Source organism: Burkholderia sp. Ac-20365 (assembly GCF_017104715.1).
Taxonomy (GTDB): Bacteria; Pseudomonadota; Gammaproteobacteria; order Burkholderiales; family Burkholderiaceae; genus Paraburkholderia.
Genome location: NZ_JAAGPI010000013.1, coordinates 25527 through 46223 on the forward strand (window position 1 = coordinate 25527; position 20697 = coordinate 46223).

Below are 20697 nucleotides of genomic sequence, written 5' to 3' on the forward strand. Positions count from 1 at the left end.
ACCAAGGAGAGGATGTTGACCAGGAAAGTCCCGCTCAAAATTGCGATCGCTGAGCATCCGCATACATCGGCCATTCGTGACGGCTCCATTCCCATCGAAGGCGTGGACGCGGAGTTCATCACCGTGAAGCCGCAGATCGGCGCGTTTCGCCGGATGGTGCGCGATGTCGAGTTCGATGTGTGCGAACTGGCACCGACGACGTACATCATCGCGCGTGCTTACGGCGCGCCTTTTGTCGGCCTGCCGATCTTCGTCGTGCGGCGTTTCCATCACGGCGGGCTGCTGGTGCGTCCGGATGCGGGCATCAAGGAGCCGAAGGATCTCGAAGGCAAGAAAGTCGGCGTGCGCGCTTACTCGGTGACGACGGGCGTGTGGACGCGTCAGGTGCTGATCGACGAGTTCGGCCTCGATTCGTCGAAAGTGACGTGGGTTGTCGACGACGAAGAGCACGTCACGCAGCTCAAGCTGCCGTCGAACGTGATTCACGCGCCCGCTGGCAGCTCGCTCGCGGAAATGATGGAGAAGCGCGAACTGTCGGCGGGATTTGCGGCGGCGGCCGGTATCGGCCGTACGGGCGCGCCGACGGGCGGCTGGAAGGAAGTCGAAGCGGACTATCCGGATCTGCTGCCGAATGCCGCCGAACTCGAAACCGAATACTACAAGCGCACGGGCGTCTATCCGATGCACGGCACGATCGTCGTGAAGGACTCGGTGCTGGCCGAGCATCCGTGGATCGCGAAGTCGATTTTCGATGCGTTCGCACAGGCCAAGAAAGAATGGCTCGCGCGTCTCGATGCAGGCGAAGCCACCAGCGCCAGCGACAAGAAATACCTCGAACTGCGCAAGATCGTCGGCCATGACCCGCTGCCGTACGGCCTGCAGGAAAACCTCAAGACCATCGAAACGCTGGAAGCCACTGCATTCAAGCAAGGCTTGACGCCGCGCCGCATGTCGATCGGCGAACTCTTCGTCGACCCGCAGGCGCGCTGAGCAGAAAGAACGGAGACACCATGATTATCGATTGCCACGGTCACTTCACGACCGTCCCCGCATCCTTCCGCGCCTGGCGCGCCAAACAGGTCGAGTTCGCGAACGATCCGGCCAACGCGCCGTCGCGTGACGGCGCCTTTGTGAGCGACGACGAAATCCGCGAAGCGATCGGCAACGGTCAGTTGAAGCTGCAACGCGAACGCGGCAGCGACCTCACGCTGTTCTCGCCGATCGCCGGCCTGATGAGCCATCACCTCGGCAACGAGCGTACGAGCCTCGAATGGGCGAAAGTATCGAACGATCTCGTTTATCGCGTGACGGAACTGTATCCGGACAACTTCGCGCCGGTGTGCCAGTTGCCGCAATCGCCGGGCGCGGCGCCTAGCAATTCGGTCAAGGAACTGCGCCGCTGTGTCGAGCAGATGGGCTTTGTCGGCTGCAACCTGAACCCGGACCCGACCGGCGGCTACTGGACCGGCAAGCCGATGACCGACCGCGAATGGTATCCGCTCTATGAAGCGCTGGTCGATCTCGATGTGCCCGCGATGATTCACGTCGCCGCGTCGTGCAATCCGTGCTTTCACGGCACGGGCGCGCATTACCTGAACGCGGATACGTCGGTGTTCATGCAACTGCTGCAAGGCGATCTGTTCAAGGACTTTCCGACGCTGCGTCTGGTGATTCCGCACGGCGGCGGCGCGGTGCCGTATCACTGGGGCCGGTATCGCGGGATGTCGCTGGAAATGCGCGAGCGTCCGCTCGAAGGCTTGCTGAACAACATTTTCTTCGACTCGTGCGTGTATCACCAGCCGGGCGTCGAGTTGCTGACGAAGGTGGTTCCGTCCGACAACGTGCTGTTCGGCTCCGAAATGATCGGCGCGGTGCGCGGGAAGGATCCGGCGACAGGCCAGTATTTCGACGACACCAAGCGCTATATCGACGCCTGCCCGGCACTGAACGACGAAGACCGCTTCAAGATCTTCGAAGGCAACGCGCGGCGCGTGTATCCGCGCCTCGATGCGCGACTGAAAGCACGCGGCAAGTAACGAAGACAGACACAGAGACATTCATGACTTCAATCGTTGATATCCACCCGCACATCATCTCCGATGACGAAGGCCGTTACCCGCCCGCGCCGTTGTTCGGCAAGCGTTCCGAGTGGTCGAAGGAGCGTCCGACGACCGTCGAAACGCTGATCGCCGCGATGGACGAAGCCGGTGTCGCGAAGGCCGCCGTAGTCCATTCGTCGACCACCTATGGCTTCGACAACAGCTATGTAGTCGATGGCTGCGCGCAATACGCGGATCGCCTCGTGGCCGTCGGTTCGGTCGACGTCTTGCAGGAAGATGCGCCGAAGCGCATTCGCGAATCGGTCGGACGCGGCCTGGCGGGTTTGCGTCTGTTCACAGGCGGCAGCACGAAGGACTTCGACCCGAGCGAACTCGACGATCCGCGTGCATTCCCGGCGTGGGAACTGTGCGGCGAATTCGGCCTGCCGATGTGCATCCAGACGGGCCCGATCGGTCTGCCGCAAGTGACCGCGCTCGCGAAGCGCTTTCCGAATGTGGCGATCATCCTCGATCACCTCGGGCGCCCCGAAGTGGCCGACGGCGCGCCTTACGCGGCCGCGCAAAGCCTGTTCGATCTCGCGCCGCTCGATAACATTTACCTGAAGCTCACCCCGCGCATTTTCGGCGACGTGAAGAAGGAAAAGGCGAGCGCCGAAACGTTCTTCCCGCGCGTGGTCGCCGCATTCGGCGCGCAACGGATGGCGTGGGGCTCGAACTTCCCGACGTCGCCGGGCACGCTCGGCGAGATTCTCGCGACGGCGCAGGCGGGTCTTGCAAGCCTGAACGATGAAGACCGCGCGTGGATCTTCGGCAAGACGGCGCAAAAGCTGTATCCGGCATTGGCCTGACGCACGACGGGTCGCGTCCCCAAAGGCGCGACCCGTCCGGCCCGAGGCAGCACGCAGAACACAATCAAACGGAAGAGACAATGCAGATGGAGACAAACAAATCTGGGCGACCAGGAAGCGGGAGCCGCTGGGCGACACTCGCGCTCCTTGCGATCGGCGTGTTGGTTTCCTTTATCGACCGCACCAGCATTTCGTCGACGCTCGCCGACGCGGGCTTCATCCGGCATTTCGGGCTGACGGATATCGATCGCGGCTGGATCAACGCGGCCTTCTTCTGGTCGTACGGTCTGTTTCAGGTGCCGATGGGTTGGGTGGCGGACCGCTATGGCGTGAAGTGGCCTTACGCGATCAGCTTTGCGCTGTGGTGTGTGGCGACGGCGCTGATGGGCGCCGTGACGGCGCTCACGAGTCTCGTGGTGATGCGTCTGATCATCGGCATGGCGGAAGCGATCGTGATTCCGGCGAGCTACCGCTGGATCCGCAACAACTTTGACGAAAGCCAGAACGGTCTCGCCGTCGGCATTCTCGCGATGGGCAACAAGTTCGGTCCGGCGCTCGGCGCGCCCGTCGGCGCGTGGTTCATCGTCAATTACTCGTGGCAGATCATGTTCATCGCGACGGGGCTCGTCGGGCTGATCTGGCTCGCACCATGGCTGCTGCTGGTGCGCAACGATCTGCCGTCGAAGGCTGAACTCGCAACGAAGAATCGCAGTGCGTGTTCGGTGGGTATTGGAAGCGTCCTGGCGAGCCCCGTCGTGTGGGGCGGCATGATCACCAACTTCTGCTACGGCTACTTCACGTTCTACTGCATGACGTGGATGCCCGCGTATCTCGTCGAACAACGCAATCTGTCGATCTCGCGCTCCGGCCTGTTCACGTTCTTCAGCTTCGCGGGAATCGCGATCGTCGCGGCGCTCGCGGGATGGGCCGCCGACCGCGTGATCGCGAGAGGACACGACCCGATCCGCGTGCGCAAGGCATTCACCGTGGTGGGTTTCTTCGGCGGATGCACGGTGCTGCTCGGCGCGTATGCGCACACCGTGGATATGGCGCTGTTCTGGAACGTGCTGTCGCTGTCGCTGCTCGGCTTCGTCACCGCGAACAACCTGGTGCTGTCGCGCCTCACGCTGATTCCGAAGCAGGCAATCGGTCTCGTCACGGGCGTGCAGCAGGTCGCGACGAGTCTCGCGGGCGGTATCGCCGCGAGCCTGTCGGGATGGCTGCTGCATGTCAGCGGAAGTTACGACCTGCCGATGATGGTGATCCTCGGCTTCCTGCTGATCGGCGCGACGGCCACGCTGATCCTGTATCGCCCTGAATGGGCGCCGAAAGTGAGCGAGGCGCAAGGCTCGCTACGTCAGGCCTAGTCATAGAGCAAGGCCGGGACCTTCGGCCCTGAAGAACATAGTCAATCATTGAGAAACCATACATGGCGAAGATCGTATTCGGGATGGCAGTGCCGCACAGCGGCATGCTGGGTCAGGCACCGGAAGACTGGCTCAAGAACGGCGAGCGCGACCGCAATAATCCGGAGCTGTGGTATCGCAACCGGACGTGGACCTATCCGGAACTGGAAGCGCACCGCGAGGCTGCATTCGAAAAATACCTGACGCTGGAAGAACGCACCGCGCGTGCAGCACGCTGCCGCGCCGCGCTCGACGACATGGCGGCTGCGTATCGTGAAGCGAAGGTCGATGTCGCGATCATTCTGGGCAAGGACCAGAAGGAGATTTTTACGGACTTCTCTCCGTCGATCGCGATCTACAGCGGCGAGGAAGTGCACAACGGTCCGCCGCAACGCTCGGTGTATGCGCCGGATCACCATGTCACGCACAAGTGCCATCCGCAGCTCGCGACGTATCTGATCGAGCACTTCCAGAAAGAAAACTTCGATCTGACCGATCTGTTCGCGTGGCCCGACAACGTGTGGATGAAGCCGTTGCCCGAGTATCCCGTGGTGCCGCATGCGTACAGCTTTGTGTACCACCAGATCATGAGCGACGATCCGCCGCCGCATGTGCCCATCATCATGAACTGCTTCTATCCGCCGACGCAGCCTTCGATGTCGCGCTGCATCAAGTTTGGCCGCGTACTGCGCGATGCGATCACCGCGTGGCCCGAAGACGTGCGCGTGGGCATCTTCGCGTCGGGCGGGCTGTCGCACTTCGTCAATGACGAAGAGTTCGATCACAGCATCATGAAGATGCTGGCCGAGTACGACTACGACGGCCTCGCTGCCGTGGACAACCGCTCGTATCAGTCGGGCACGTCGGAAATCAAGCTCTACGTGAGCGTGATGAAGGCCGTGCAGGAAACGGGCGCGCAGATGACGCTGGTCGATTACGTGCCGTGCTGGCGCACGCCTGCCGGAACCGGCGAAGGCATGGGCTTCATGTACTGGAAAGCCGCCGACTGATTCGCATCGCATCTACACCATTCAACAGAGAGTCAAGACCATGAGCGACACGCGCCTGAACAGCATCATTCGCGCTTTCGAATCCGGCAAGCCTGCATTTGCCGCCTTTTCCAAACTGGACAAGCAGTCGGCCATCGAGATGAGCGACGCGCCGTACGACGGCATCGTCTTCGAGATGGAACACAACCCGTACGACGTGTCGGCGCTCGGCGATGCGTTGCAGTACATGCTGAGCCGAAAGCAGATCGTCGAATCGGGATCGGTTGCGCCGCGCGTGACGCCGATTGCCCGCATTCCCGCCAACGGCGCGGAAATGAACCAGGCATTCGCGAAGCAGGTGCTCGATCGCGGCGCATATGGCGTGGTGTGGCCGCATGTATCGACGGTCGAGCAGGCGTATAACGCGGTCGCATCGTGCCGCTATGCACGGCCCAACAATGCGCCGCTGTACGAGCCGAAAGGCATCCGCGGCGATGGTCCCGCAACGGCCGCGCGCTATTGGGGTTTGAGCATGGCGGACTACTACAGGAAGGCCGATGTGTGGCCGCTCGCGCCGCAAGGCGAAATTCTCGTTGGCCTGATGTGCGAGAGCACCGAGGCAATCGAAAACCTCGACGACATTCTGTCGAATGTGCCCGGCATCGGCTTCATCCTGATCGGCGAAGGCGATCTCAGCCAGCAACTCGGTTTTCCGCGCGACTACGAGCATCCCGTCGTCGCCGATGCAATGCGGCAGATCGTTTCGATTTGCCACAAGCACAACGTGGTGGTCGGCAATCCGCATGTGAACGCGAAGAATCACAAGCGCTTGCTCGAAGAAGGTTATCGCTTCCTGATGTCGGCGCCGCTGAAGAGCTATGGCGTGGTCGGCATGGCGCGCGAAATGGCGGGTTATTGAATAGTCGTTTATTCAGGCACAAGGACGCACAACCATGACTACGACTCTCACTGAAGTGCCGACGCTGCGCACCAACCTCGCCACTTACCCGGTGACGAAGGCGATCAAGGAAGGGCGGGTTGCGTCGGATATCGTCAATCTCGACTTCTGCGGCCCGACGCCCGCGCACAACGGCTTCAAGGCGATGGTGCGCGAGAACAGGTTCGATGCGGGTGAACTCGCGATCGTGACGTTCCTCCAGGCCAAAGCGTATGGCAAGCCCTACGTCCTGCTGCCCGCGCCGATCTCGGGCCGCTTCCAGCATCATTGCGCGGGCTTCAATATCGACTTCGGTCATCTGGATCCGAAGGATATCGAAGGCAAGAAGGTCGGCGTGCGCACGTACACGCAGACTACCGCGCTGTGGATTCGCGGCATTCTGCGTCACGAATACAACGTCGATCTCGACAAGGTCACGTGGATGACGCTCGGCGACGGGCACCTCGCCGAATATCGCGATCCGAACAATTGCGAGCGCCTGCCTGCAGGGTCGTCGATTCCGCAAATGATGCTCGACGGCCAACTGAGCGCAGCGCTGCTAGGCGAGGACATGCCGAAAGATCCGCGCGTGCGCACGCTCGTGCCCGACGCGCAGGCGGCCGCGAAAGACTGGTTCGTGCGTGAAGGCGTGGTCCCCATCAATCATATGTTCGTCGTGCACGAAGACCTGTCGAAGAAGCGGCCGGATATCGTGCGCGAACTGTACCGGATGATCGTCGAGAGCCGTGCGCAGACGGAAGGCGGCGTGCCTGCCGTATTCCCGCCGATCGGGCTCGAGGCGAACCGCAAGGGCATTCAGCTCGCAATCGACTGGGCGCTCGATCAGAAGATCATTCCGCATCGTCTGACGGTGGATGAACTGTTCGACGACACGACGGGCAGTCTCGCGTAATCGCGACGGGGATACCGCAAGGCGCAGTAAGAGACAGAAACACAAAGCGCTCATGACAATGGAGACGCAGGAGCGGCGCGGCAGTGATAGCCGCTCTCCGACGCATAATTAACTGGAGGCATTTCGCTGTGTATTTGACTTCGTCTTTCAAGAGACTGCTGGCGTGCATTGCCGCTGTCGGCGCGTGCATCGTGATGCCGGTTGTAGCCGATGCAGCGCAGAACGGGGACCTGCTGCTCAATCGCATCGGACCGGTGACGTCCGAGCTGTACGTCTCGAACGCCGATGGCACGGGTGAACACCGGCTGATCGCAAGCGATGGCTTCGACTATCACGCTTCGTTTTCGAAGGACGGCCAGTGGGTCGTGTTCACGTCGGAGCGCGATGGGCTTGGTCAATCTAATCTGTATCGCGTGAAGATCGATGGGACGGGCCTGCAACGTTTGACCGACCACATCGCCGTCGACGATGCCGCTGCCATTTCCCCAACCGATCCGAACATCATCGCGTTCGTTTCGTCGCGCAAGGGCGAAGCGGGTTTCGGCACGACCAATATCTGGACGCTGAATATCGCCACGGGCGCGCTGAAGAACGTCACGGGTTCGATTCCGTTCGACGCGGGCAAGCCGCATAGCTATTTCCGCCCGTCGTGGTCGCCGGATGGCAAGTGGATTGCGTTGTCGTCGGATATCGGCTCGGACTGGCGCGGCCATAACCTGCCCGTCGGCTGGGAACGCACGCAGGAAAGCAGCATCTATCTGATCCGGCCCGATGGCTCAGGGTGGAAGAAACTCGCGAGCAATCCGGGCTTCGACGAAGGTTCGCCGTCGTGGTCGCAGGATGGCAAGCAGGTCGTGTTTTACGAAACGCCGGTTGAGTCGACGTGGGGCGCGCATCGTCCTGAAGGGATCAATTCGGTTAGTTCGCAAGTGGTGTCGGTGGATGTGTCGAGCCTGGCTCGGACAACATTGACGTCGACGCCCGGCCTGAAAGTGTTTCCGCAATACGTGAGCGCGACCAACGTCGCGTATCACGTCAAGGGCGGCGATACGGAAGGCATCTACACGACAGCAGGCACGTTCCGTTCGACGGCTGGCACGGGCATCCGCTCGCCCCATTATTCGGCGGACGGCAGCAAGATGGTCTACGAGAAGGTAACCTTCCGCCCGGCGCGCGCGAACGGTACACCGCTTTTCAGCTTCGATCGCAACTGGAACTACAAGTACATCGACGTGTTCCCGCAACTGTCGCTCGATCGCAAGAAGCTCGTGTACACGGAAAAGGCGATCAATTCGTCGATTGCGATCATCAACCCCGATTTCTCCGGCTATACGCGCATCTACGATCCGTCGACGAGCGGGCTCGACGCGGACATGGTCAAGAAGGGTCTGGCAGGCGCTTTCCAGCCGACGTGGTCACCGGACCGGGAATGGGTTGCATTCGGCGTGGGTGACTGGTTCTTCACGCGTGGTGCGGGTCCGGGTCGCATCGTGCGGATCAAGGCCGATGGCAGCATGAACGGACATCCGGAATTCCTGACGGATGGTTCGATCAATGCCGGTTTCCCGAGCTACTCGCCGGACGGCAAGAAGATCGTCTATCGCGTGTGGAGTCAGAAGGTGCAAGGACTGCGCATTCTCGATCTGGAGACGCGCACCACGACTGTTCTGACCACCGAAGCGGATAATCTGCCGGGCTGGTCGCCGGATGGCACGAAGATCGTCTTTACGCGCAAGCAGATCAACCCGAGCGATCCGAACAAGTTCAACTACGACGTGTTCACGATCAAGCCGGATGGCACCGGGCTTAGCCGCCTGACCGACGATGGTTCGAATCAGGGCCACGCGGTGTGGACGTGGGATGGCCGCATCGCGTATAGCTCGGGCACGTATGGCTTCCGGGATGAGCTTGCGCTCTACGACAACAGCTTCCAGCCAGACGGCCAGAACTGGGTGATGAACGCCGACGGCTCCGATCAGCACGCCATCACGGATACGCTGTGGGAAGAAGCCATGCCGATGTACATTCCCAATCCCTGAGCGTGACGACCAGAGCGCGTTCTGCGCTCTGGTCATCCGCACAAGACTTCAGCAATACCCGCTGCGAAGCGCAATGTCCCAATCGGATCGACCATTCAAGGCTGCCACATCGGCGGCCTTGTTCCATTCATACTCGACTGAACGAAACTCGACGTTCCATCCCGATGCGGTTCTCGTTACGTTCGCATAGCGAGCATGCGGCGACCGCATTTCCATGCGATGCGGGAACGGGCGGTCGTCCGCATAGGCCTGTAATCCGACGCTGCCGGGATTGACGATCAGGCGGCCATCGGGCAGTTGCATCGAACGTTGCAGATGCGTGTGGCCGCAGAGAATCAAGCTTGCATCGGCGGCGCCTGCGCGAGACTCGACTTCATCCTGAGTTGCCGGGCGACAGCCGTTCGCGGTCACCGTTTCGAGAAAGTAATCAAGATCGCTTTCGGGCGTGCCGTGCACGAGCAGAACGTCGTGGTCCAGTCGCAGCGTGGTGGGCAAAGCGCGTATCCAGGCGAGCTGATCGGCGCGGAGCGCGCGGTGCGCGAAACGGTCGGACAAACCCATGCGCGCAGTGTCTTCAGCGAGAAGCTGACGCTCGTGATTGCCGCGGATAGTGGGCAGCGCGAGAGGAATCAGCCGGTCGGCGGTTTCGGACGGATACAGCGCGCCAGACAGAATGTCGCCGAGATTGACGATCACGTCGGCGCCTTGCTGGCGCACGTCATCCAGCACGGCATCGAGCGCGGCGAGATTACCGTGAATGTCCGATAGTGCTGCAATCTTCATGGTGTGTGAGGGCAACGGTGGCCGAATCGACATGACTTTTCATTGTCGACGATCCGGCCCTGCGCGTCCAACCGACGCGCGGCGCCACTCAACTCAACCGGAACTGCGTAACAGAAGCACGCAAACGCGCAGCCTGATCGTCGAGCGATGCCGCTGCGGCCGCAGCCTGTTCGACCAGCGCGGCATTCTGCTGCGTGACTTCGTCCATCTGCGAGACAGCACGATTGACCTGTTCGATGCCCGTGCTCTGTTCCGTCGATGCCGCCGCGATCTCGCCCATGATGTCGCTGACACGCGCGATCGATTGCAGGATTTCGCGCATCCGCTCGCCGGCTTCTGCAACCTGTCCGGTGCCTTCGTCGACGCGTGCAACCGATGTTTCGATCAGCGCCTTGATGTCCTTCGCCGCCGACGCGCTGCGCTGCGCGAGCGAACGCACTTCGCCTGCGACGACCGCGAAGCCGCGGCCTTCCTCGCCCGCGCGCGCCGCTTCGACGGCCGCGTTCAACGCGAGAATGTTGGTCTGAAACGCGATGCCTTCGATCACGCCGATGATGTCGCCAATCTTGCGCGACTGCTCGACGATACCCTGCATCGTGCCGACCACCTGATCCACTGCTTCACCGCCGCTCCGGCTCGCTGCCGATGCCTGCACGGCAAGCTGGCTGGCCTGGCGCGCGTTGTCGGCGTTGTGCTGTACCGTCGTCGTGAGCTGTTCCATGCTCGCAGCCGTTTCCTGCAGCGAAGCCGCCTGTTCCTCTGTGCGTTGCGACAGGTCGGTGTTGCCTTGCGAGATTTCGCTCGAGCCCGTTGCGATGGATTCGCTCGTTAGCTGGATATCGCGCACGAGTTCGCGCAACTTAAGCTTCATCTCGTGCAACGCAAGCATCAGACTGCCGCTGCCCGCCGATGCAAGATCGATCTCGGCGGCGAGATTGCCTGCCGCGATTTGCGCGGCGAATGCGGCGGCATCGGCGGGCTCGCCGCCGAGCGTCTTGCGGATGCTCTTCGTCATGAACCACGCCATCACGCACACCACCACGAAAATCGCCGCTGAAATCGCAATTAGCCGCGTCGCGGTGCGCCAGAAGGCTGCATCGATGTCGTCGTAGAAGAAGCCGGTGCCGACCCACCAGTTCCATTCCGGCACTGCGACGATGCCTTGCAGCTTCGCCTCGTACTTGCCGTTCTGCGAGCGCTGGATCAATACATCGACGAGTGCATAGTGGCTGCTGGACAAACCGCGCCCGTATGCATCCAGATCCGTTTCTCCCGGCAGCGCGCCTTTGCCGACCATGCGCCGGCCAACCAGTTCATCCACGGGATGCACGAGCATCAGGCCGTTGGGATTCATCACCCAGTAATAGCTCTTCTTGTCGGCGTTGAGTGCATTCAGCGCGCGCTTTGCAGCTGCCTGCGCTTCGTCGCGCGTCATCTTGCCGTTCGCTTCGAGCTCGCGATAAGACTGGATCATGTGTTCTGCTTTCGTCAGAAGATTGACGGCCTCGGCTTTACGGGTGGCAATCAATGCATTGCTCAACTCATGCAGCGAAATAGCGACGACACATGCCATGCCCAGGAGTGCTGCCGTGACCAGCACGATCAGTCGGGTAGAAATCTTCATTGTCTTGCGGTTGGAATCGTTAGGGCTCTGCAAGGTTTATCGGCTGATGGGCCGATAAATTGAGTGCAGGACGGTTTCGAAATATGCGATATCGCGCTCAGTTTTTCTTATCGCGAAGACGGACGAAGCGCGGCTTGCGCGCTGCTGGGAATGAAGAGGTCAGGCTTGATCGGCAGGGGTTGGTGCTTCTGCTGGACGCGCATCGGGGGCGATGACGTTGACCTTCGGCGCCCATTTGCGCTGGAGCAGCACGACCGTGCTCGTTGCGCCGACCAGCAGGAACACGAAGATCGCGCGCATCGGCAGTTCATAGTTGCCGCCCACATGCAGCAACCAGCCCGACAGGCTCGCCGATACGCCGCCCGCAAGACTGGTGGCGACCTGCTGCACGCCGGTGTTCAAACCGACGGCCTGCTTCGGGATCAAGGTCAGTTTGACGAGTGCGAGGTTGTTCGCGGTGACGAGGCCGAGCAACGATAGCGACAGCACATTCCAGAACAGTGCTGTTTGCAACGAGGTCGCATACGCGCCGAGTAGAACAGTCGTTCCACCCATAAACCCGGCCACAATGAACGACTTGCGCACGATCACAGCGTCGTTGCCACGCGCGATGATTCTGTCCGCGGCCCACCCCGCGATAGCGGCGACGATTGCAATGCCCGCGAAACTGAAGAAGGTGTAGAGGCCGGATTTCTCCAGAGAAAGTCCGCGTTGCTCGACCAGATATGCGGGCATCCAGGTCATGCAATAGAAGGCGAAATAGCTGTAGCAGAAGTTGTTGATCAATCCGCCCCAGACAACCGGACTTGCCAGAAGATTTTTCAGCGGCACCGATGACGCGCGCATGACGGCTGTTTTGAGTTCTTCCCGGGACGGGTAATCGTTTCTCAGCATCAAGAGCCATGGCACCAGCCAGATCAGTCCAACGAGTCCCGTCGCAATGAACATGACTTGCCACGAATACGTCACGATCATCCATGCGGCAATCGGCGCACCGAGCGCGGGCCCCATCTTGCCGCCAATCGAAAAGATGCCGAGTGCGGTGCCTTTCTGTGTCTCTTCGAAGTGGTCCGCAAGATAACGATAGGTCGCGGGAATGACGATCGATTCGGCGACGCCGATCAGAAGACGCATGACGATCAACGCCGATAGTGTCGTCACGACGCCCGTGGCTGCCGCGGCTATACACCAGAGCAGAAAGCAGATCGCGTAAGGCCACTTCACGCCATATCGGTCGACGAGCCAGCCCATCGGCATCTGAAAGAGACCATACGACCAGAACACCGCCGAATTGAGCCAGCCGCGCTCGACGTTCGTCAGCGCAAACTCATGAACGAAACTTCTGTCGGCGAGTGCGGAAGACAGGCTCGTGCGGTCGACGAACGAAATCAGAAGCCCTGCCGCGAGAAGGACCAGAATGCCCCACGGGTTCTCGGCCCTTGAATGCTTCAGTGGATTCGCTGCCATAGACTTCCTGAGATAAGGCTCGCTGCGCCGGGTTGGCCATGAAGGCGCGCGTCGAGACGCGCCGGACCAGGGGAGCGATCCATAGGGACATAGCCTACAGAAGTCGCGAGCGGTTGTGTCGATTGAAAGCGCGCAATGCAAAATGGCGACCCGCTGTAAGGGTCGCCATTTTCGATGCTCGATAACGCTGCCGGTCAGAAATGGATTTCGGCCATCAGCATCGGCGCCGACGTAATAGTGCCGGCGGTTTCGCTGGTTGGCGTGCCGTACATGTGATGCCAGTATTCATAGCCGACACCCGCATAGACCGCACGAGGATGACCGGCGAACGAGCCGAGATCCGCGAGCAGCGACACGCGCGTGAGGAATTCGGTTGTCGTCTCGACGCCGAAGCCGTCCTTGCCTTTCGGGCCCGTCACGCTCGCAAAGCCGCGGAAAATAAAGGGAACGGGGCCGGCCCTGAACGGAAAGAGCCATGAGCTTTCGACGTGCCACGCAGTATGGAAATGCACGTCCACGCCGGTAATGCCGTTGTGATTGCTTTCAGTACGCGCGCCTGCCGTCAGATTCAAAAAGCCGCGCGGCAATGCGAACTCGATTGTCGGGCCGAATACGAGCATACGCGCGCGCTCCGCGTACGAATCGTTCTTCGAGCCGAACTCAAAGCCGCCTGTGAAGCCGACATCGCGAATGATGCCGATGCCAACGGGCTTTCCGAGAATCTTGCCGGCGCTCAGTTCGACGCGGCCGATGCTGTAGACCTCCTGCGCTCCACCCGACGACGGTCCGCCCGCTTCGGGATTCGCTGCATTGGAGACGAGGTAATCGACATTGAATGCGTAGCTGCCGAAGCGGAAGCCGCCCGTCGTCGTGAGATAGCCGATGTTCTGCACGATCTTGCTGCTCATGCCCGGATAGTGAAAGTCGTTACCGTAGCGGTAGCCGATATACGTATCGTTCCACGACACGGGCGGCTCGCCGGGTTCTTCGCCTGACTTCAGACTCGGTGCGGTGAGCGGCGCAACCGCATTAGCCGGTGTCTGCTGCTTTTGCGGCGCATCTTGTGGCGCCGACGTGGCGGGCGCGGTGTAGACCTCCGCGAAACTGGATTGGTTCAGGCAACAGAACATGGCTGCGCCAACAAGCGAGGCGCGCAAAGCTACCGGTATGTGTTTCATGTCTCCGTCCAATGTGGATTTGTTATCAACCCCGCTTTTCGGCTCTCGATCCAGCCGCCCCGCCAACTCGTCGTTCAACGAATCAACATGGAAAAATGGTGTCGCGGTGTGAACAAATACTATTGAACGTGTCGACGTTTGCCTTTACACAAAAATCAGATTCGCTGGCATTTTTGTGCGATGAGTTCAGACGCTGCGTCCAAAGACGGTGTTAAAAAAAATGCCAGCGAATCTGTGTTTTGTGTAGGGACGTGCGGGCGCTTCAAACCTATTCTTGCTCTCACAAGACAATGCGTCCGGCGACTCGAAGCGTGTCGAGGTTGCCGGTGAGCGAAGTCAACAGGAGACGCTATTGCCCGGCCATGCCGACCCAGTCAACGCTGTCGCTTTGCACTCGCTGCGAGGCGTTGAACCCGTTCTGTCTCCTTCCACTTCTCTACGAACCGGAAACGCGCTCCGCCAGCAAAACCGGTCGTCTCGCCGCGCAGCAGCGCAAGCGACGCAATCAGCTCTACGAATTTAATCAACTGAACCGCATAGCTGGGTTTTCCATGAGTCGCGTGCTCGCGGCGATTCGGCTGGTTCCAGAAAAAGAAGCTGTCCGGAGACGAAATGAAGAAGCTGATCGCTGTTGCATCAGGCGTTGCATGCATGTGCGCCGCCGACATCGCCTTTGCGCAATCTGCCGTCACGCTGTATGGCGTGATCGACAATGGGATCGAGTATCAGAATCCGGGTTCGGGCGCCGTGACGCGCGCGGAGTCGGGCGGACTGTTCGCGAGCCGCTATGGCTTGAAGGGCAGTGAGGATATCGGTGGCGGCCTGCATGTCAACTTTCAGTTGGAGCAGGGCTTTTCGGGCGTGACGGGCGCGGCTTCGAACTCTGCGGCAGCCTTCAACCGGCAGGCATGGGTCGGCATGTCGGGCAGTTTCGGCGAAATGCGTTTCGGGCTTCAGAACACGCCGCAATACATCTTCATGAACCCCGAGCTCGACCCGCTTGCCGTGATGAGCATCGCTTCGCCGATGAACAACTTCAACAGCCTGACCGTGCGGGTCAACAACGCGATCTCGTACTTCACGCCGACTGTCTACGGACTGACTGCGCAGTTCATGGTCGCCATGCGCGATTCAACGACGAAGCCAACCAACGGGTTGCAGTTCTATAACGCGGCTGTCCGCTATGTGAACGGACCGTTCCGCGCAGCGGCTGGCTACGAGCAGGCGGCCAATGCAGCGGGTACGTCGATACTGAAGATTTTCAATGCCGGTGCGTCTATGGGAGTAGGGGCGGCGCGCTTCTATCTGGCGTATCACACGGAACGTCAAACCGACAACAGCACGAAGCGCGACGTCTACGAAGCATCGGGGTCGTATCTGTTCGGCCCCGCCGATATGCTTGCGTTGATGTACGGCTATGCGCACGATCGAACGGGGCAGGGCAACAACGCGCAGCAAGTGGGTCTTGCTTACGAACACTTTCTTTCAAAGAGGACGACGCTGTATGCGTCGGCGGGGTTCATCCAGAATCGCAACCAGGCCAAATTCACGCTGAACGGCACGGCCTATACGGGCGTAACGGTTGCGCCCGGCAACGATACTCGCGGCATCACGCTTGGCATGGTGCACACGTTCTGACGCAGGAACGCGGGTGACGTAGAGGCGTGCGGGTAAATCGCAAGTGACTGCGCGCGCAACGGTGTGGGAATATGGAGAGCAACGTGGAGACGGTAAATCAAGCAGATCGGCACCGCGAGGTGCTGAGTTGCTGAAATGACGATGGCGGCCGATTCCTGATCGGTCAGCCGTCGGAGAGACATCATGACGTACAGTGCGATGGCAAAAGTTCAACCCAGGCTGAACGACAAGGCGAAGCACGCCACCGTTCCGAAGGTCCGTTTGTATGTCGAACGCCCCGAAGAAAAGCACTGGTTCGTGCATGTCGGGCACGTGACGGACCGCGGCCGCTGGCGCACCGAACCTCACGCGCATCCGGCGTACGGTCAGATCATCTTCGTTCGTGGCGGGCGCGGCGTGATGAACCTGGAAGGCAGCAGCGTGCCGTTCGAAGGCCCGTGCGCACTGCTGTTGCCGACCGAATGCGTTCACGGGCTCGACTACGAGGTGGATGTCGACAGATGGGTCGTGACGATCGAGGTCGCCTATCTGACGCAAGTGAACGCCAAGCTGCATGAATTCATCGAACTGTGGGCCGCGCCCCGGATGATTCCGTTCCCGGATTCCGCCGACGCAGGCGAGGCGTTCTACAGCCTGATTCAGCGCCTGAAGGACGAAGTCGAGTCGGACGCGGTGGGGCAAGTGGTCGGCACGGAAGCCTTGCTGACGACGCTGCTGCTGATACTGCTTCGCGAAGCGCGGCTCGACCAGACGGGCAGCGAGAACGCGACGCGCAACGATATTCGCCTTGTCGACCGCTTTCGCAAGCTGATCGACCAGCATTACCGCGAGAATCTGGCGCTGCAGGACTATGCGTCGATGATGGCGGTGTCGCTGGTGCAGCTTCGTGCCGCCTGCGCTTCTGCGACGGAGCAGAGCCCGACCAAGATGATCCACGCGCGCATCATCACGGAGGCCAAGCGCGATCTGATCTTCGGAAACATGTCGGTGGAGCAGATCGCTTTCGGTCTTGGCTTCGCGGATGCCGCGTACTTCACGCGCTTCTTCCGCCGGGAAGTGGGGCAGGCGCCGAGTCAGTTCCGCTCGGCAGCCCGACAATAGCCCCTGGCAGGCGCGTCATAGCGCCCAGCTCGAAAAAGTACCGGCGAATCCAATTTTTGTGCAAGGACGCACGATTGCAATTCCACTACGCTTGGCCTATTTGTTCTCGCTGCTAACTGGTAATGATTCGATCCTCCCAGAGAGACAGGCTGACGCGTTACGGATTCGTCGCTGCATTGACTGCGTTGATGTCGCTGACGGGGTTGATCGGCGCATGCACGAGCGTCGACACACACTCGAAAGATTCGCAATCCGATCTCGTCTACGTCGGCACGCAAGAGAGCCGGATTCGCGCGCTGCGCTTCGATACCGCGACGGGCGCGCTGAATGAGATCGGCGTTGTCGCGCAGGGCCCGAAATCGACGTGGGTTTCTGCGCATCCACAACTGCCCGCGCTCTATTCCGTCGATGACGACAACACGCGGGAAGGCAGCGTTACCGCCTACGCCGTGAACCGCGCGACGGGCGCGCTGACGAAAATGAACGCGGTTCCCGCTGGCGGCAGCGGCACCACGAATCTGTGGCTGGACGAGCGTGCAACGACATTGCTTGCCGCGAATTTTGGTGGCGGCTCTGTGTCGAGCATCACGGTCAACGCCGACGCAAGCCTGGGCTCGCTGATATCGACGATCAAGGAGACGGGTTCCGGGCCGAACCGCAGGCAGGCGAGCGCGCATGCGCACAGCGCAGTGATCGATCCGTCGGGCCGATATGTACTCGTTCCCGATCTCGGCGCCGATCGCGTGTTCATTTATCGCTACGATCCCGCGACGCATGCGCTGCTGGGCGATGCCTCGTCTGGTCCGGCTCCGTTCGTCGCACCGGCTGGCAGTGGACCTCGCCATATCGCATTTGCGTCCGATGGAAAGCTTGCCTACCTTCTCACCGAATTGTCGGCGGAAGTCATGGTGCTGCGCTGGGACGCGGCGAACGCGCGGCTGACGCTCGTGCAAACGCTGCCTGTCAGCAGTACGTCGTTTCAGGGCGTAAAAAGCGGCGCTGAAATTGCGCTGAGTCGCGATGGCCGCTTCGTCTACGTGGAAAACCGCGGAGAGAACGAACTGGTGGTGTATCGCGTGAATGCCGGGTCGGGCACGCTTTCGGAGATGCAGCGCATTTCGTCGGGTGGCGACAAGCCGTGGGGTTTTGCGATTCATCCATCCGGAAAATGGATGCTGGTGGCGAATCAGCGTAACGGCAAAGTCAGCGTATTCAGCATCGACACCGCAACGGGCATGCTGGCCAACACGGGAGAATCGGTCGATATGCCGACACCTGTCAGCATTGCGTTCGTGAAGTAACAGGCTGGTATCGCGTGACCTTTTGCAGTGCCTTGCAAAGCATTGCAGAAATGCTTGTTTGCGCATGAGCGCGCGGGTGACTAGATTCGATGGATATAGTCACGGGCAGGAGCGCGCATCATGTCGATGAGCTTCGTATCGTTGTACCGTCGGGTCATAACGCGGCCGCTGGAATCAATCTTTCAGAAGCAGCAAACGGCGCCACTGCGCGACGATCCCGAGCGCCTCGAACGGATCGCCACGTATGCGTGCGCGGGCTACTTCAGCATGGGATATACGCTCGAGATGTTTCATCTGATTGGGGAAGTCGCGCCGGAGTGATGGGCCTGGATCTTTCGAGTGAACATTTTTACGGAGTTGGTGCATCGGGTCGAATGAGTTCCAGGCGCCGAAGTTCCGACCAGAACGCGGACGGAATGTCGACTGCAAAGGTCCGCAGATTCTCGTCGAGCTGTGCAACGCTCCGCACACCCGGAATGATCGTTGGAATCGCCGGATGCGCCACCACGAACTGCAATGCGGCTGACTTGAGCGGCACGTCGAATTCACGACACACTTGTTCGATTCTGCGCACACGTTCGAGAATCGCTTCGGTTGCCGGCGCGTAGTTGTATTTCGCGCCGGGCACGGCGCCGGTCGCGAGAATGCCGCTGTTGTAGCCGCCGCCCACGATCACCGATACCCCTCGCTGCTCGCACATCGGCAAGAACGTGTCGAGCGCGTCCTGTTCAAGCAGCGTGTAACGGCCCGCCAGTAACACGCAGTCGAAGTCGTTGCGCTCGATCGCGGCCTCCGCCACGTCGCATTCATTCACGCCCACGCCGATCGACTTGACAACGCCTTCATCACGCAAGCGCAGCAGCGCTTTTGCCGCTCCCGACATCGCCGCTTCGAAGATCTCGGGTTGACGCGGGCCATGCGTGTAGGCGTCGACTTCGTGAATCAGCGCGATGTCGATATGATCCAGACCCATGCGCTGCAGGCTGTCGTCGATCGAACGCATTGTTCCGTTATAGCTATAGTCGAAGTGCCATTCGAAGGGCAGTCCGTCGACCCATGGCGTGAAGTCGATCTCCTCACGCTTTCGCGGTGTCAGCAGCCGCCCGACTTTGGTCGAGAGAACGAACTGATCGCGTGGGTACCAGCGCAGACCCTGGCCGCAGCGCGCTTCGCTCAAGCCGTGTCCGTAACTCGGCGCCGTATCGAAGTAGCGGATACCTGCCTGCCATGTGGCTTCGATGAGCGTGGCGGCATCGCTATCGCTCATCGCGCTGAAGAAATTGCCGAGCGGGGCCGCACCGAAGCCCATCACGGTCGTTTCGAGGCCGGAACGCGGCCATCTTTGTCTCGCTACAGGATTCATCACCAGATATCCCCGACAGTAAAGCCGTTCGGAAAAGGATCGGTCGGATCGAGTACATAAGTATTGAAGCCGTAGATCCATGACCGGCCGGAAATTGTCGGCACCACCGCTGTGCGATTGCCGATCCGCACCTCGTCGACAAGATTTCCCGTATAGACGACTCCGAGCATGCCTTCGTGACGGAAAGGCTGGTTCAGCTTCAACTCACCCTTTGCATACAGCGTCGCCATCTTCGCGCACGTGCCGGTGCCGCATGCGCAACGGTCGAGCGCGCCGGTCCAGGTGGCGGGGTGATCGAAGTCGATCGGTGCGTTCTGAACGGTGACGGTATTGCGCCAGTCCGCGTGTGGGTTGTCGGTCGGCCCGGACAATTGGGACACTGTGATGCCGATGCCGGGATAGTCGGGATGCGCAACCGGAAGCTGATCCTGAGCCGCCTTCAGTATCAGCGCTGACACGCGGGTGATCTCGCGTCCATACTCGGGTTCGAGCTTCAGGTGCTTGAACTGTCGCACGTCGGCGATGACGTAGAACATGCCGCCCCAACCCACGTCCACCGTCACTTTGCCGAGATGCGGCACGTCGATCACGGTATCGAGATAGGCGGCGAACGCTGGAACGTTCCTGAAGGTCACTTGAGTGACCTTGCCGTCCTTGCAGTCCGCCTTGATGCCGATCAGGCCCGCGGGCGCTTCCAGAAAGAACTCCGACACGGGTTCGTGCATCGGGATCATTCCGGTCTCCAGCAATGCAGTTGCCACGGAGATCGTGTTACCACCGCTCATCACGGGATATTCGGTCTGCTCCATGATGATGTATCCAGCGGCCGCATCCGGGTGCTTGGCGGGCACAACGAGATTGCAGCATACCGGCGGGTAGCCACGCGGCTCCCGAAGCATCAGCATCCGGATCTGATCGTCGTTCTGTTCGAGCCACTTCATCTGCTCGTACACGGTATTGCCCGGAATGTGAGGGACGCCGCCCGTGATTACCCGCATGGGCTCGCCCGCGTGCGTCTCCACTGTCTGAAACGTTCTCTTGAACGTCATC

Annotated in this window: 19 protein-coding genes; 12 read left to right on the forward strand and 7 right to left on the reverse strand. The window is 60.5% G+C overall.

Features of this window, described 5'->3' with window-relative positions:
- Positions 1–12 precede the first annotated feature (12 nt).
- The 8 genes from G3O01_RS22605 (at position 13) to G3O01_RS22640 (ending at position 9192) form a co-directional block, all read left to right on the forward strand.
- Positions 13–990: an ABC transporter substrate-binding protein gene (locus G3O01_RS22605; RefSeq protein WP_205807645.1), complete on the forward strand. Its 978-nt coding sequence runs from the start codon at positions 13–15 to the stop codon at positions 988–990.
- Between the two features lie 20 nt (positions 991–1010).
- Entirely contained in the window at positions 1011–2036 is a 1026-nt protein-coding gene (locus tag G3O01_RS22610) for an amidohydrolase family protein (RefSeq protein ID WP_205807647.1), read from the forward strand.
- A 23-nt stretch (positions 2037–2059) separates the two neighbouring features.
- Positions 2060–2908, forward strand: coding sequence for an amidohydrolase family protein (locus G3O01_RS22615; protein ID WP_205807649.1), 849 nt, complete (start codon positions 2060–2062; stop codon positions 2906–2908).
- 80 nt (positions 2909–2988) lie between these two features.
- Positions 2989–4275, forward strand: a complete 1287-nt coding sequence (locus tag G3O01_RS22620) for an MFS transporter (RefSeq protein WP_205807650.1) — start codon at positions 2989–2991, stop codon at positions 4273–4275.
- A 62-nt stretch (positions 4276–4337) separates the two neighbouring features.
- Entirely contained in the window at positions 4338–5324 is a 987-nt protein-coding gene (locus G3O01_RS22625; RefSeq protein WP_205807652.1) for a protocatechuate 3,4-dioxygenase, read from the forward strand.
- A gap of 40 nt (positions 5325–5364) precedes the next feature.
- Positions 5365–6222 carry an aldolase/citrate lyase family protein gene (locus tag G3O01_RS22630; RefSeq protein ID WP_205807654.1) on the forward strand — a complete coding sequence of 286 codons (858 nt, stop codon included), beginning with the start codon at positions 5365–5367 and terminating at the stop codon, positions 6220–6222.
- A gap of 34 nt (positions 6223–6256) precedes the next feature.
- Positions 6257–7153 (forward strand): phosphate ABC transporter substrate-binding protein, encoded by an 897-nt coding sequence (locus G3O01_RS22635; RefSeq protein WP_205807656.1) that lies wholly within the window; start codon positions 6257–6259, stop codon positions 7151–7153.
- 194 nt (positions 7154–7347) lie between these two features.
- The gene (locus tag G3O01_RS22640) at positions 7348–9192 is read left to right on the forward strand and encodes a PD40 domain-containing protein (protein WP_205808191.1); all 1845 of its coding nucleotides are present in this window, start codon (positions 7348–7350) and stop codon (positions 9190–9192) included.
- Between the two features lie 48 nt (positions 9193–9240).
- Here G3O01_RS22640 and G3O01_RS22645 read toward each other — a convergent pair whose 3' ends face one another.
- The 5 genes from G3O01_RS22645 to G3O01_RS22665 all read right to left on the reverse strand — a co-directional run bounded on the left by G3O01_RS22645 (position 9241) and on the right by G3O01_RS22665 (position 14897).
- On the reverse strand, positions 9241–9975 hold the full coding sequence (locus tag G3O01_RS22645; protein WP_205807658.1) for a metallophosphoesterase family protein: 735 nt from the start codon (positions 9973–9975) through the stop codon (positions 9241–9243).
- 88 nt (positions 9976–10063) lie between these two features.
- Positions 10064–11599 carry a methyl-accepting chemotaxis protein gene (locus G3O01_RS22650; protein ID WP_205807667.1) on the reverse strand — a complete coding sequence of 512 codons (1536 nt, stop codon included), beginning with the start codon at positions 11597–11599 and terminating at the stop codon, positions 10064–10066.
- Between the two features lie 159 nt (positions 11600–11758).
- A complete protein-coding gene (locus G3O01_RS22655; RefSeq protein ID WP_205807669.1) occupies positions 11759–13066 on the reverse strand; it encodes an MFS transporter in 1308 nt (435 codons plus the stop codon).
- Between the two features lie 194 nt (positions 13067–13260).
- Positions 13261–14244 (reverse strand): hypothetical protein, encoded by a 984-nt coding sequence (locus G3O01_RS22660; RefSeq protein WP_205807671.1) that lies wholly within the window; start codon positions 14242–14244, stop codon positions 13261–13263.
- Positions 14245–14618: 374 nt separating this feature from the next.
- On the reverse strand, positions 14619–14897 hold the full coding sequence (locus tag G3O01_RS22665) for a hypothetical protein (RefSeq protein WP_205807674.1): 279 nt from the start codon (positions 14895–14897) through the stop codon (positions 14619–14621).
- Between G3O01_RS22665 and G3O01_RS22670 the strand changes: the two genes are divergently transcribed.
- From G3O01_RS22670 to G3O01_RS22685, 4 genes are all read left to right on the forward strand, one after another.
- A complete protein-coding gene (locus G3O01_RS22670) occupies positions 14896–15882 on the forward strand; it encodes a porin (RefSeq protein WP_241024187.1) in 987 nt (328 codons plus the stop codon). The two genes, G3O01_RS22665 and G3O01_RS22670, sit on opposite strands and share 2 nt — an antisense overlap.
- Before the next feature lie 183 nt (positions 15883–16065).
- On the forward strand, positions 16066–16983 hold the full coding sequence (locus G3O01_RS22675; RefSeq protein ID WP_205807677.1) for a helix-turn-helix domain-containing protein: 918 nt from the start codon (positions 16066–16068) through the stop codon (positions 16981–16983).
- A 122-nt stretch (positions 16984–17105) separates the two neighbouring features.
- Positions 17106–18284 (forward strand): lactonase family protein, encoded by a 1179-nt coding sequence (locus tag G3O01_RS22680; protein WP_241024189.1) that lies wholly within the window; start codon positions 17106–17108, stop codon positions 18282–18284.
- Positions 18285–18404: 120 nt separating this feature from the next.
- Positions 18405–18605, forward strand: coding sequence for a hypothetical protein (locus G3O01_RS22685; protein WP_205807679.1), 201 nt, complete (start codon positions 18405–18407; stop codon positions 18603–18605).
- A gap of 28 nt (positions 18606–18633) precedes the next feature.
- Here G3O01_RS22685 and G3O01_RS22690 read toward each other — a convergent pair whose 3' ends face one another.
- Both G3O01_RS22690 and G3O01_RS22695 read right to left on the reverse strand, forming a co-directional pair.
- Entirely contained in the window at positions 18634–19647 is a 1014-nt protein-coding gene (locus tag G3O01_RS22690; protein ID WP_205807697.1) for an aldo/keto reductase, read from the reverse strand.
- On the reverse strand, positions 19647–20696 hold the full coding sequence (locus tag G3O01_RS22695; protein WP_205807706.1) for a proline racemase family protein: 1050 nt from the start codon (positions 20694–20696) through the stop codon (positions 19647–19649). The genes G3O01_RS22690 and G3O01_RS22695 overlap by 1 nt, the downstream gene beginning before the upstream one ends.
- Position 20697 lies beyond the last annotated feature (1 nt).